Raw genomic sequence first — 13,337 nt, 5'->3', positions numbered from 1 at the left:
CCCTGGCGCCGCCCCCACGGCGGGCCCGGGCGCACGCCCCGCGCCTCCCGTCGTCGCCGCTCCAGCGGCCCCCGCCGCTTCGGGCCCCGCCCCTGGCTCGGACGAACTGCCCGCGCTGCGCCAGCTCGCCGCGACCATGAAGGGGCAGAACCACTTCCAGCGGCTCGGCCTCACCGAACAGACCGAAGGCAGCGCGGTGAAGATCGCTTACTTCCGCCTGGCCAAGCTCTACCACCCGGACACCCTGCCCCCGGGCGCCCCGCCGGAGCTGGAGAAGCTCAAGGCGGAGGTCTTCGCGTACATCGGTGACGCCTACCGCGCCCTCTCCGACGACAAGAGCCGCGCGGCCTACCTGGAGGAGCTCAAGAACGGCGGCGGCGACGGCGTGGACGTCCAGGCCATCCTCCAGGCCGAGGAGCTCTTCCAGAAGTCCTGCATCCTGGTGAAGGCGCGCAAGTACCCGGAAGCCGTGAAGATGCTCAACGAGGCCATCTCCCTCAACGCCGAGGAGCCGGAGTTCTACGCCTGGCGGGGCTACGCGCGCTTCCTCGCCGCCCCCGACAAGAAGGCCGCCCAGCCGGAGGCCTTCCGCGAAATCCAGGCCGCCATCAAGCGCAACGAGCGCTGCGCCCCCGCCCACTACTTCCTGGGCGTCATCGCCAAGCTGTGCGGCGACGCTGCCGGGGCCCTCAAGCACTTCAAGCGGACGGTCGAGCTGCAACCGGACCACATTGATGCGATGCGAGAGGTCCGCATGGCGTCGCAAAAGAAGTAGGGTGCGCGCCTTTTCAAGGAGACACCCATGCCCCTCACCGGGAAAGAACGCCGCCACCTGCGGGCCCTTGGCCACCACCTGGAGCCGGTGGTCATCGTCGGCTCGTCCGGCGTCACCGAGGGCGTCATCGCCGCCGTCGAGCAGGCGCTGAACGACCACGAGCTCATCAAGGTGAAGATCAACGAAGGCCCGGAAGGCCGCCACGAAGGCGCCGACCGCATCGCCGAGGCCACCGGCTCCGAGCTCGCGCAGCTGCTGGGCCGCACCGCCCTCTTCTTCAAGCGCCGCAAGCAGAAGTCCCGCTTCGAGGACGTCCTCAAGGGCCCGCATGAGCCCCGGCCCGCCCCCAAGGAGGACGAAGAGAAGAAGCCGCGCCGCCGCTAAGCCGTACCGTTTTTCCAGAGGTCGCGGGTTAATCAGGCCGGCCCGGACGATTTGTATGGGTTCGAGAGCAGGCGAGCCCTCGTACCGGGTTGAAAATGTCCCTACGCTGGGGGTCTTCCCCCCGCGGAGGTGACGTGCAGACACCCTCGTCCTCCCCTTCATCCGCTCCTGGTTGGCACGACGTGCTGATGCATCACCTGGAGCCCTTGCTGGGTGACTTCACCGCCAAGATGGCCATCCACACCGCCGCGCTGCGGGCCCTGAAGCGTCCACCCGAACAGGTGGGCGCGCAGGACGTGCCGCAGGTGCTGGAGGGCCTCAAGCCCATGCTCAACGTCTTCATCGGCGCGCAGCGCACGACGAACACCCTCACGGAGATTTCGAAGGCCATGGAGAAGCTGCGATGAACGCCCCCCGTCCCTCTTCGGGCCGCGCCTTCAGGCGGGTGGCGCCCTGGCTGGGCGCCGTCGTGGTGCTCCAGCTCGTGCACCTGGGCGCGGTGGCCACGTCCCTCCAGGACACGCACCGGCTGGCGCTCGTGGGTGACGTGGCGGGTTGGGCCGTGGGCCTGCTCGCGGTGCTGGGCACGGCGGCGGCGGCGCTGTCCTTCGGCGCGGGCGACTACCTGCGCCGCGTGTGGGGCCTGCTGACGGTGGGCGCGGTCCTGTCGCTCGTCAGCACGGCCTTGCGCAGCTACTGGATGCACGCGGTGCCGGACGTGCCGTTCACGGAGTCGCCGCTGCTCCCCGTGCGCATGGGCGTGGTGGTGCTGGCCAACGTGAGCACCACGTTCGCGCTGGTGCTGCTCTCGCGCACCTACCGGCAGTCCGGCCTCCAGCCGCCGCCCAGCTCCCGCGCGACGCTCCTGTGGGCGGTGGCGGCGGTGGCGGCGCTGGCGGTGGGTGGGCCGGCGCTCGTCAAGGCGGTAGGGAACCTGGGCCAGGGCTTCGCGGCCACGTGCACGGCGGTCATCGCGCTGGCGTCCACGCTGGCGGACATGACGACCATCCTGCTCGTCGCCCCCATCCTCCGCGTCGCGTACATGCTGCGAGGCGGGCGGCTCGCCTGGGTGTGGTGGGCCATGGGCGTGTCCGGCGCGGTGTGGCTCTTCTACGACGCGCGCGAGTGGCTGGCGCCGCTGCTGCCCGGCAATCCCACCGAAGCGGTGGAGCTGCTGCGCACGCTGCGCACCTCGGGGCTCGCGATGCTGGGGCTCGCCGGGTGGTTGCAGCGCTCGGCGCTCGCGTCGGCCCAGCGCGAGTCGCGCGCCGAGGTCGCCGTCCCCACCGCCTGACCCGGCCCGCCGCGTCCAGGTGACGCGCGAGGCCACGGCCCGCTCCCTGTCCGGGGGCGGGCCGTTATGTTTTCCAGGGAGCGCGGGGTTGGGTGAGACTGGGGCTTCCCGTTTCCTCCCAGGAGGCTTCACGCCCATGCGTCCTTCCCCGCGGTCCCTGCTGTTGGTCACCTGTCTGCTGGCGGGATGCCGGACGGCGCCAGAAGCACCGGCGGCACACGCGAAGACGGACTGCGGTCCGGTGATTCCCGGCATGGAGGCGGTGCTCAAGCCCGCGGCCTTCGTCGTGCTGGGGGAGATCCACGGCACGCGGGAAGCGCCGGACTTCGCGGCGCGGCTGGCGTGTCACGCGGCGGCGGCGGGCCAGCCGGTGCGGCTGGCGTTGGAGCTGCCCGTGGAGGATCAGGCGTCCCTCGACGCGTTCGTCGCGGGTGAGGCCGAGGGCCCTCCTGACAGCGCCTTCTGGCACCGCGAGGCGCAGGACGGCCGCGGCAGCCAGGCGATGCGGGGATTGCTCGAGCGCGCGCGGGAGCTGCGGCGCGCGGGGCTGCCGGTGCGGGTGCAGGCCTTCGACCCGGGGGGCAAGGACCGCGACAACACGATGGCGGAACAGCTCCGTCAGGCGCGGAGCCAGGCGCGCGAGGACACGTTCATCGTGCTCGTGGGCAACTATCATGCGCGCCGCGACGTGGGCGCACCCTGGGACGAAAAGCTCCAGTTCATGACGCACCGGCTGCTCGAGACGGAGCCCGGCCTGGTGTCGCTCGACGTGGTGAACGCCGGAGGCACCGCATGGGTCTGCCGCGGAATGACGGCGGACACCTGTGGCCAGCAGCCCCTGCGCAGCCGTGGCGAAGTGCAGGCCGAGGGAATCATCCTCCAGAAGAAGGCGGATGATCCGGACGGCTACGACGGCACCTACTCCGTGGGAGCCATGACCGCGTCGCCACCCGCGTTCGGCGCCCCGAGCACCGCCACGCCCGCGCCCCGGTAGCGCCGCGACACGACCATCGCGGCCCCCAGCGCGCCCAGCGTGAGCGCGCCCACCCACAGGCCCGGAACGAGCCCGGGCGTGCGGTAGCGCATCACCACGGTGTGGCTCCCGGCCGGCACCGCCACCGCGCGCACCGCCACGTTGGCGGCGAGGATGGGCGCGGGCTCGCCATCCAGCGTCGCGGTCCAGCCGGGCAGGTACGCTTCGTTGATCACCAGCACCGAGGGCGCCGCGGCCTCCACGTCCACCGCGAGGTGCTCCGGCGACTCGCGCGAGACGTGCACGCCTCCGGTGCCGGACGCGGCCTCCACCGGCAACGGCGCCGGGCACTCCACGAGGACCGTGCCCTCCGCTGGCGGCTCGGGCGCCGACATCCGCGCCAACGCCTCATCGAACGTCGCCACGCACTCCGGCCGGGCCAGGTGGATCCGCGCGGGGGCCCGCGGATGCGCCAGCAGCGTCGTCCCGAAAAGGGATTCCTCCGCCAGTACGCGCGTTCCCGGAGGAGGCCCCTCTGTCAGCTCCCGCGTGCGAATCACCGTGAAGGGCGTGGACAGACGCGGGGCCCATTCCCAGTTCCAGCGCCGTGGGTTGCCCATCAGCCGCAGCAGCCGCGAGCTCCGCCCCGGCAGGTAGCTGGCCGCGCTCTCGATGTCCCAGAACACCGACGTGTCCGGCGCCAGCACCGCCACCTGCCCCAGGCTCAGCCGGTCCTTGAACTCGTAGCCGGCCAGGGGCGGCGCCCAGTAGCCCTTCACCACCGTGTTCACCCGCACCGGCTCCTCCGCCGGCGCGGACGCGCGGATCCGCTCCGCGAACGGAGGCGGCGTCTCCAATATCTCCGCCGGGGACACCTGGTAGAGCGGCCCGTTCTCCAGGAAGAGCGCCGCGCCCTGGAGCACCACCAACCCCACGCCCAGCCGGGGCCGCCACGCCAGGACCGCGCACAACAGCGCGAGCCCCGCCGCCGTTCCCCCCATGCGAACCACGTTGTTCGACAGGCCCTCGATGGCCGCGGCGGGAGCCTCCGGCCAGTGCGGCAACACCCAGCCCCGCGTCCACAGCCCGCCCACCGCTTCGCCCAGCACGACCACCAGGCAGAAGGCCGCCACGCCGATGCCCGCGACGATGACCGCGCGCGGAGCGCCCCCCGGCCCCAGACACCGCCGCCAGCCCAGGCCCGCGCCCACCGCGAGCCCCAGCACCAGGAAGGACCCCAGCTTCTCCGGGTAGCGGAAGGGCCGCCACAGCGGCAGCAGCCGGTACATCCAGCCGTACACCGGCAGGGACGACCCCAGCACCAGCGCCAGCAGCAACAGCCACGCGCCCACGAACACCCAGGTGCGCCGCTGCCGCCACGAAGCCCCCAGGCCCGCCAGCGCCAGCACGCACGCGGGCGTCCCCACGTAGAGCGAGTCCACCCACGCGCGCGTGAAGCCCCCCATGCGGATGAGCTTCTGCACCACGACCTCGGGGATGCCGCGCACGCCGACCGGCTCCGTCAGGAACGGCCCCAGCAGCAGCTCCCCCACCCGCAGCGGGTGCAGGGAGAAGTACTGCGCCTCCAGGAGCGACCGGGCCCCGGGCTCGCCCGTCGCCACCAGCGCCGCGGCGGGAAGCAGCTGGGGCGCGGCCAGCAGCCCGCCCGTCGCAACCAACAGCAGACACGCTCCCACGCGCCGGGCCCACGTCCCCGGTGCCGTCACCGGCTCCGTCAACGCGACCAGCACCCCGAGCGCCTGCGTGACGGCGAACGCCTGCGCATCTCCACCGAACGCGACCAGCGCCAGCAGGCCTCCCCCCACCGTCAGCCGGGCCGCCGTGGGGCGCCGCACGAAGCGCAGCACGCCCCACAGCGCGGCGGGAACGGTGCTCGCGGGCAGCAGGTACGTGGGGTTGTTCGTGATGCAGACCAGGTAGCCGCTGAAGGTGAACGTCAGCGCCCCGAACAGCGCGCCCGCGCGGGGGACGCCCCACTCGCGCAGGAGCGCCACCGTGCCCAGCAGCGCGACGGGGAAGCACAGCAGCACGGTGAGCTTCACCGCGGCGCCCAGGGGTAGCACCAGGTGCAGCAGCGTCGTGGGGTGGAACACCCCGGAGATGAAGATGGCGGGGAAGGACTGCCCGAAGCCGTCGTAGGGGAACCAGTCGGGGAACTCGCCCCGCGACATGCGCGAGGCCTGGTAGGCCCGCATCGGGTAGAAGGCCCGCAGCGTGTCGCCCGCCAGGAAGATGTCGCGCGTGAACGTCGCCCGGAAGAAGAAGAGCGCCGGCAGCACCAGCGACAGCCCCCCGATCATCCAACGCCAGCCGGGCTGGACCTCGTCCACCCGCCGGGAGTCCGCCTCGGGAATCGGTGCACCAGGGTTCGCGTCCACGTGTGCACGGCATCGTCGGTGACGCGCGTCCCCAAGCCAAGTGTCGTCTGCCCACGCCCGGCCCATCGCGGGGTGGCCGTCCTCCCACCGGGCGCGCTACATGCGCGGCTCCACTCTTGCGGCACGAGGAACCTGGAATGCTCGCACGCACCTGGCGCGGGGTGACGAAGGCGGAGGACGCCGACGCCTACCTCACCTATCTCCACCAGACGGGCCTCACGCACTACCGGCGCACGCCGGGCAACCTGGCCGCGTACTGCCTGCGCAAGGTGGCGGACGGGCGCGCGGAGTTCCTCCTCGTCACCCTCTGGGAGTCGATGGACGCGGTGAAGCGCTTCGCGGGCGACACACCGGAGCGCGCCATCTTCTTCCCGGAGGACGACCGCTACCTCATCGACCGGGACCTGCACGTCACCCACTACGAGGTCCCCTTCGCGGAAGGCCAGGCCTTCGAGCCCCAGCGCGTGCGCTTCGACGACTTCCGCGTGGCGGGGCCCGCGGGCGACCTGCGGCTGGTGGACACCGGCGGCGGGGGGAAGACGCTGCCCGTCGTCTTCGTGCACGGGCTCGCGGGCAACGCCTCCCACTGGCAGGCGCAGCTGGAGCACCTGGCCCGGACGGGCCGCCGGGGCATCGCGCTGGAGCTGCGCGGCCACGGAGGCTCCACGTACCCGGAGCCGGAGGACTTCACGCTGGAGTCGCTGACGGGCGACATCGCCGCGGTCGTGCGTGCGCTGGGGCTGCGCCGCTTCGTGCTGGTGGGGCACAGCATCAGCGGGGGCGTGACGCTGGCGTACGCGGGGGAGAATCCCCGGCAGGTGGCGGGGCTGTTCCTGGTGGATCCGATGACGGACTCGCGCCGGTACCCCGAGGAGCAGGTGACCGCGTACCTCGCCTCGCTGGACGCGCCGGACGTGGCGCAGGCGGTGCGGCAGGACTGGGCGCAGATGGCGGGTGAGCGCGCGGACGTGCGCGAGCGCTTGCTGGCGGACCTGGACGCGACACCGCTGTCCGCCGTGACGGCCGTGCAGCGCTCCAGCCTGCGCTTTGATTTGACGGCCGCGCTCGCGCGCTATCCGGGGCCGAAGTTCTCGCTCGTCGCGCCGGACAACGACACGCCACAGAGCGTCCACCGGCTGGGCGAGGGCGTGGCGCACCAGGTGGTGGAGGGTGCCGGCCACTGGATCCAGCTGGACCATCCGGACGCGGTCAACGCCGCGCTGGACGCGTTCCTCACGAAGTCAGCACCAGCTTGACGAGCTCCGGGGGGCTGCCCAGCCGCATGGGCGGTCCCCAGAAGCCGCAGCCCCGGCTGACGTAGAGGTGCGAGTCGCCGTGCCGGTAGTGGCCGGCGGAGTGCTCCCAGCTCAGCCCGATGAGCGCCGTCATGGGGAAGAGCTGGCCGCCGTGGGTGTGCCCGGAGATTTGCAGGTCCACGCCCTGCTCCGCGGCCACCTTGAAGTTGGCGGGCTGGTGCGCGAGCAGCACCGCGGCGCGCTCGGGGTCGCGGCCCGCCAGCGCCTGCTCCAGGTCATAGCCCTTCTGGCCCAGGCGCCGGCCGCCGTGCCAGTCGTCCACGCCCACCAGGTCGAACGCGCCGCCCGCGTCCCCGATGCGCACGTGCCGGTTGCGCAGCGAGGGAATGCCCAGCGAGTCCAGGTGGGCCACCCACGCCTCCGCGCCGGAGGAATAGTCATGGTTGCCGGTGACGAAGAAGCGGCCATGGCGCGCCTGGAGGTTGCCGAGCGCCGCGACGAAGCCGCCCAGCCGGGGCACGGTGCCGTCCACCAGGTCGCCGGTGATGGCGACGAGGTCTGGCTTCAGCGCATTGGCCCGCCGCACCAGCTCGTCCATGAAGCGCCGCTGGATGAAGGGGCCCACGTGCAGGTCGGTGAGCTGCACGATGCTGAAGCCCTCCAGCGCGCGGGGAAACTTGGGAATGCGAACCACCAGCTCCGTGACCTCCGGAGCCGAGAACGCGCGCCAGCTGCCATACCCCGCCAGCCCTCCGCCCAGCGCAAGCGCCCCACCCGCGGTCGCCTGCGACAGGAAGCGCCGCCGCTCGGCATCCACCGTGGGAACAACAGGGGCAGGCCGGAGCCGACGTCCCAAAGCGAGCACGGCCCGGCCCACGTCGAGTCCCGCGAGCGCGAGCACCAGGCACAGCGCCACACCCATCCACGAATAGGACACCAGCTCCACCACGTCGCCAGGAGCCTCTGGAAGCGTGCGCTGCAGGTACCGCCGAGCAATCAGCACCAACGTCATGAGGCCCAGCAAGAGCGCGGCGAAGACCCGGGGTCCACGACGAGGCGTGACATTCCAAACGAGCCGCCGGAACAGGTACAGGTGCCCGAGCAAGGCACCCAGCGCGATGATGAGCGAGAACGGAGACAGCGGCATAAGCGCGAGCCTCCCGCGCCTCAAGCCCACGCGCACCTGAATCCGTGCTCGCCCGGCCGCCTTGAAAGGAAACGCGCATCCCCGTCAGCCGTGCTCGTCCCACAGGAAGAAGAGCTCCAGCGCCAGGGCCTCAAAGGGTTCGACACGGACGATTGCACTTCCGGAATGGAAGCCCACCTGCCTGTAGCCTTCTGCCTCCAGCCGGAACACTTCCAATGTGCGGGGCACCGGGTCCAGGAACCAGACATGGCGCACGCCTTCGCGTGCGTACACTGGCAGCTTCGCCTCGCGGTCCAGCTTCCGCGTGGATGGCGACAGCACTTCACAGACCCAATCCGGTGCCAGGCGGGAGGCGGCCTCTCGAGGCGTCCCTGGCAGCCGTTCGCGCCGCCAGCCCGCGATATCCGGAATGAGGACATCCATTCCGAAATGAAGTTCGGGTTCGTCCAGGATGAGCCAACCTCCAGGCCCGCCACGTCCCCTGTCGAAGGGACCCGTGAGTTCCGCACCCAGGTGGGACGCCACGATGAGATGAGGAGCCGCCGGCCGTGGGCTTGCATACAGCTCCCCCGCGACGAGCTCCCCCACGACATGCTCCGGGAGCGCCTCCAGGTCCGCATAGGTCGCGGGTTTCTTTCCCATCACGTCTCCCCATTTCTCGCCGCCCTCCACTCTATCCATGACGGCGAGAGGTAGCACGCCCGTCCGACATGACAGGGCACACGTCCGGCGTCCTACCTTACACGTCTTCCATCGATTCCCGGCCCAATTCCCTGCCTCGCGAAAACCCCACCGTTAAGAGGCCGGCGTCTTCACCCTCCTTCCCCGAAAGGTCCCCATGGCCACGCCACTCCAGGGTCGTGAAATCCGCCTGAAGTCCCGCCCGCACGGTGAGCCCACGCCGGACAACTTCGAGACCGTCACGGTCTCCGTCCCGGAACCCACCGAGGGCCAGGTCCTCGTGCGCAACCACTTCATGTCCGTGGATCCGTACATGCGCGGCCGCATGAACGACGCGAAGTCCTACGTCCCGCCCTTCAAGCTGGGCGAGGCCCTGGACGGCGGCGCCGTGGGCCAGGTCCTCCGCTCGCGCTCGCCCGACTTCAAGGAAGGCGACTTCGTCGTCGGCACCGGCGGCTGGCGTGAATACGCCGTCGCCCCCGCGAAGCACTACCAGAAGGCCGACCCGTCCGTGGGCCCGCTCTCCGCGTACCTCGGCGTGCTCGGCATGCCGGGCATGACCGCGTACGTGGGCCTGCTCGACATCGGCAAGCCCAAGGCCGGCGACACCGTCTTCGTGTCCGCCGCGGCCGGCGCCGTGGGCGGCGTCGTGGGACAGATTGCCCGCATCCAGGGCTGCCGCGTGGTGGGCAGCGTCGGCTCGGACGCGAAGGTGAAGCACCTCCGCGACGACCTGAAGTTCGACACCGCCCTCAACTACAAGACCGCCCCCATCGCGGAGTCCCTGGCGAAGGCCTGCCCGAACGGCATCGACGTCTACTTCGACAACGTGGGCGGCGACCACCTGGAGGCCGCCATCGGCCTGATGAACGACCACGGCCGCATCGTCCTGTGCGGCTCCATCTCCCAGTACAACGCCACCACCCCCGCGCCCGGCCCGCGCAACCTGGGGCTCGCCGTGGGCAAGCGCCTCACCCTCCAGGGCTACATCATCCTGGACCACGAGGACCGCCGGCCGGCCTTCCTGCGCGACATGGGTCAGTGGCTGCGCGAGGGCAAGGTGAAGGACGTGTCCACCGTGGTGGACGGCCTGGACCAGGCCGTCGGCGCCTTCATCGGCCTGCTGCGCGGGGACAACACCGGCAAGATGCTGGTGCGCCTGGCGAAGGACGCCTGACGCTCGCTGGCCAACGTCCCGAACGAACGCAACCGGACACCGCCGCCGCCCTCCGTCCTGCACCTCCCAGACGCGGATCAGAAGACGTGCGGCCTCCACCGCGTCCGGCACCCTGCACGCCCCCTTGAAGGAGGCAGTGCGGTGAGCTCACAGAAGCATCCGGACGCGGTGCATGTCGACGAGAAGAGCAAGGACCAGCAGCTCGCACGGGACCGCTCGGAGCCCACGGGCAACTTCCTCACCACGGACCAGGGCATCCGCGTCGAGCACACCGACGACTCGCTCAAGATTGGCGCGCGCGGGCCCACGCTGCTGGAGGACTTCCACTTCCGCGAGAAGATCACCCGCTTCGACCACGAGCGCATCCCCGAGCGCGTCGTCCACGCACGCGGCTCCGGCGCCCACGGCTACTTCCAGGTGTACGAGTCGCAGGCGAAGTACACGCGAGCGAAGTTCCTCCAGGACCCCAAGAAGAAGACGCCCGTGTTCGTGCGCTTCTCCACCGTCGCGGGCTCGCGCGGCTCCGCGGACACCGTGCGCGACGTGCGCGGCTTCGCGGTGAAGTTCTATACGGAGGAGGGCAACTTCGACCTGGTGGGCAACAACATCCCCGTCTTCTTCATCCAGGACGGCATCAAGTTCCCCGACGTCGTCCACGCCGCCAAGCCGGAGCCCCACCACGAGATTCCCCAGGCCCAGACGGCGCATGACTCGTTCTGGGACTTCGTGTCGCTCGTCCCGGAGACGATGCACATGATCATGTGGATCATGTCCGACCGCGCCATCCCGCGCAGCTTCCGGATGATGCAGGGCTTCGGCGTCCACACCTTCCGCTTCGTGGACGAGAAGAACACCTCGCGCTTCGTGAAGTTCCACTGGAAGCCGCTCCTGGGCACGCACTCGCTCGTCTGGGACGAGGCGCAGAAGCTGGCGGGCAAGGACCCGGACTTCCACCGCCGCGACCTCTTCGAGGCCATCGAGCAGGGGGACTTCCCCGAGTACGAGCTGGGCGTTCAAACCCTGGAGGAGGCGGACGCGACGAAGCTGGGCGTGGACCTGCTGGACGCGACGAAGATCATCCCGGAGGAGGTGGCCCCGGTGATGCCGGTGGGCAAGCTCACGCTGGACCGCAACCCGACGAACTTCTTCGCGGAGACGGAGCAGGTCGCCTTCTGCGTGGCCAACATCGTGCCGGGCATCGACTTCACGGATGATCCGCTGATGCAGGCGCGGCTCTTCTCGTACCTGGACACGCAGCTGACGCGCCTGGGCGGGCCGAACTTCGCGGAGATTCCCATCAACCGCCCGGTGGCGCCGGTGCACAACCACCAGCAGGACGGCTTCGGCCGGCACACGAGCAACGTGGGCCGCGCCAACTACTTCCCCAACTCGCTGGGCGGCGGCTGCCCGTTCCTCGCCTCCCAGCAGCAGGGCGGCTTCGTGCACCACCCGGAGCAGGTGAGCGGAAAGAAGGTGCGCGAGCGCTCCGCCTCCTTCAACGACCACTACAGCCAGGCGGCGCTGTTCTTCCGCAGCCTGTCCGCGCCGGAACAGGAGCACCTCATCGACGCCTGCCGCTTCGAGCTGGGCAAGGTGGAGACGCGCGCCATCCAGGAGCGCGTGCTGGAGCACTTCGCGAAGATTGACGCCCTGCTGGTGTCGGCCGTGGCGGAAGGGCTGGGCCTTCCCGCCCCCAAGGCCACGCCTGTCACGCCCAAGGGCCCGCCCGCGTCCAAGGCCCTGAGCATGGAGGCGATGAAGATGACGACGCCGCCGTCCATCAAGTCCCGGAAGATTGGCGTGCTCGTCGCGGACGGCGTGGACGCGGACGAGCTGATGGCGGTGCGCAAGGAGCTGGAGGCGCAGGGCGCGAAGGTGAAGCTCATCGCCAAGCGCCTGGGCACGGTGAAGGCCTCCAACGGCAAGGACGTGCCGGTGGACAAGAGCGCGATGACCACCGCCTCCGTGGAGTACGACGGCGTCTTCATCCCCGGCGGCGCCGCGAGCGTGGCCACGCTGAAGAAGGACGGCGAGTCGCGCCACTTCGTGCAGGAGGCCTACCTGCACTGCAAGACGGTGGGCGTGTCCAAGGACGCGGAGGAGCTGCTCAAGGCCTGTGAAATCGACCCGGCCGCGCCCGGCATCGTCGCGGGCTCCAAGGCCGGAGCCGGCACGACGCTGGCCACCGCGTTCTCCCAGGCGCTCGCGCAGCACCGGCATTGGGACCGCAAGGACAACGCCCGCGTCCCGGCCTGAGGTCCTCGAGCCAGTGACGTCACCGCGTCCGCTGTGACGCGGTGACGCGCCGCCATCCGGCAGGACAGCCCTCGCGCAGCACCCGCGCCGCCGCGAGGGCGCACGCGTAGCTGCTCGTGAGGGGCTGCTCCTTCCAGACGCCGTCCGCGTACAGCCGCACCGTGGCCGCGTCCTCGACGTGGTCCACGATGTCTCCCTTGCGCAGCGCATGCGCCATGGCCGCGTCCGCCACCGTCACCACCGACGGCATCCCGGACGGCAGGCCCGACACGGGACCTGCGGCGCAGAGCACGACGCTCCCCTGCCCCACCGCCCGGTCCAGCAGCGCGGTGAGGGGCGCCTCGAAGGCGCGGCCCGCGGTGCCCAGGCTCAGGTTGATGAGGTCCGGGCGCACGTCCTGCGTCAGCCACTCCAGCGCCTCCAGCAGGCACGGCGAATCCCCGCGCATCCGCCCATCCAGCACGCGCGCGACGTACCACTCCACGTCGTCACCGGGGCGGCCCTGGTCCAGCAGGATGCTCAGCACCGCGGTGCCGTGACCGTGCGCGTCCTCCAGGTCCTCCAACACGGAGTCCCCGCCACGCCAGGCGGCCAGCTCCTCACGCGAGTGGACGCGGGACTCCAGGCGCCGCGCCTCCCGGTCCAGCAGGAAGCTCGCCGCTCCGGCAAGCGACAGCCCCGCCCCGCGAAGGAAGCCCACCGACACACCACTGTCCACGATGGCGACCTTCATGGGAGGCAGGGCCTTGAGACGCGGCCTAGCAGGAGCTGCTGGAGTCCTCGCCCACCGGATACTTGAGCTGCGGGTAGTAGGTGCCCACCCACTGCGTGCCATTCCAGGTGTAGTTCTGGCCGTTGAGGTACGACGTGGCGCAGGCGTGGCCCATCAGGTCCTCGGACCCGCTCACTTCCTCCAGCAGCTTCGACACGTCCTTGCTCGTGAATTTCAAGGGAGCACTCCCGGCATTGGATTGGGGGGAAAAGCGGGCTGGAGC

At 70.8% G+C, this 13,337-nt stretch carries 13 protein-coding genes; 8 read left to right on the top strand and 5 right to left on the bottom strand.

The annotated features are described in order from the left end of the window. The 5 genes from D7W79_RS27385 to D7W79_RS27365 all read left to right on the top strand — a co-directional run. The coding region (locus D7W79_RS27385; protein WP_147442079.1) for a DnaJ domain-containing protein at nt 1-775 on the top strand (775 nt) is incomplete at its 5' end. 27 nt (nt 776-802) lie between these two features. Beyond that, a complete protein-coding gene (gene yhbY, locus D7W79_RS27380; protein WP_120528342.1) occupies nt 803-1,159 on the top strand; it encodes a ribosome assembly RNA-binding protein YhbY in 357 nt (118 codons plus the stop codon). A 188-nt stretch (nt 1,160-1,347) separates the two neighbouring features. Continuing rightward, a complete protein-coding gene (locus D7W79_RS27375) occupies nt 1,348-1,566 on the top strand; it encodes a hypothetical protein (RefSeq protein ID WP_120528341.1) in 219 nt (72 codons plus the stop codon). After that, entirely contained in the window at nt 1,563-2,453 is an 891-nt protein-coding gene (locus tag D7W79_RS45855) for a hypothetical protein (RefSeq protein ID WP_120528340.1), read from the top strand. The genes D7W79_RS27375 and D7W79_RS45855 overlap by 4 nt, the downstream gene beginning before the upstream one ends. A gap of 136 nt (nt 2,454-2,589) precedes the next feature. After that, a complete protein-coding gene (locus D7W79_RS27365) occupies nt 2,590-3,447 on the top strand; it encodes a hypothetical protein (protein ID WP_120528339.1) in 858 nt (285 codons plus the stop codon). Here the strand turns inward: D7W79_RS27365 and D7W79_RS45850 are convergent. Beyond that, the gene (locus tag D7W79_RS45850; protein WP_147442078.1) at nt 3,372-5,825 is read right to left on the bottom strand and encodes a YfhO family protein; all 2,454 of its coding nucleotides are present in this window, start codon (nt 5,823-5,825) and stop codon (nt 3,372-3,374) included. The genes D7W79_RS27365 and D7W79_RS45850 overlap by 76 nt on opposite strands. Nucleotides 5,826-5,962: 137 nt before the next feature. Here D7W79_RS45850 and D7W79_RS27350 point away from each other — a divergent pair, with 137 nt between their 5' ends. Continuing rightward, a complete protein-coding gene (locus D7W79_RS27350) occupies nt 5,963-7,081 on the top strand; it encodes an alpha/beta fold hydrolase (protein WP_244221993.1) in 1,119 nt (372 codons plus the stop codon). On the opposite strand, the gene D7W79_RS27345 is transcribed toward D7W79_RS27350, so the two are convergent. Both D7W79_RS27345 and D7W79_RS27340 read right to left on the bottom strand, forming a co-directional pair. Next, on the bottom strand, nt 7,059-8,228 hold the full coding sequence (locus tag D7W79_RS27345) for a metallophosphoesterase (RefSeq protein ID WP_120528337.1): 1,170 nt from the start codon (nt 8,226-8,228) through the stop codon (nt 7,059-7,061). The genes D7W79_RS27350 and D7W79_RS27345 overlap by 23 nt on opposite strands. 84 nt (nt 8,229-8,312) lie before the next feature. After that, nucleotides 8,313-8,870, bottom strand: coding sequence for a Uma2 family endonuclease (locus D7W79_RS27340; RefSeq protein ID WP_120528336.1), 558 nt, complete (start codon nt 8,868-8,870; stop codon nt 8,313-8,315). A gap of 196 nt (nt 8,871-9,066) precedes the next feature. On the opposite strand from D7W79_RS27340, the gene D7W79_RS27335 reads away from it, so the two are divergent. Beyond that, nucleotides 9,067-10,086, top strand: a complete 1,020-nt coding sequence (locus D7W79_RS27335) for an NADP-dependent oxidoreductase (protein ID WP_120528335.1) — start codon at nt 9,067-9,069, stop codon at nt 10,084-10,086. A 141-nt stretch (nt 10,087-10,227) separates the two neighbouring features. After that, nucleotides 10,228-12,342, top strand: a complete 2,115-nt coding sequence (locus D7W79_RS27330; RefSeq protein WP_244221992.1) for a catalase — start codon at nt 10,228-10,230, stop codon at nt 12,340-12,342. 19 nt (nt 12,343-12,361) lie between these two features. Here D7W79_RS27330 and D7W79_RS27325 read toward each other — a convergent pair whose 3' ends face one another. Continuing rightward, nucleotides 12,362-13,075 (bottom strand): S8/S53 family peptidase, encoded by a 714-nt coding sequence (locus D7W79_RS27325; RefSeq protein WP_120528334.1) that lies wholly within the window; start codon nt 13,073-13,075, stop codon nt 12,362-12,364. Between the two features lie 25 nt (nt 13,076-13,100). Beyond that, nucleotides 13,101-13,292: a hypothetical protein gene (locus D7W79_RS27320; protein WP_120528333.1), complete on the bottom strand. Its 192-nt coding sequence runs from the start codon at nt 13,290-13,292 to the stop codon at nt 13,101-13,103. Nucleotides 13,293-13,337: the final 45 nt, after the last annotated feature.

This window comes from Corallococcus exercitus, assembly GCF_003611585.1.
GTDB lineage: Bacteria > Myxococcota > Myxococcia > Myxococcales > Myxococcaceae > Corallococcus > Corallococcus exercitus.
Note: the sequence above shows the minus strand (reverse complement) of the source record. Positions and strands in the feature narration are given on the sequence as shown.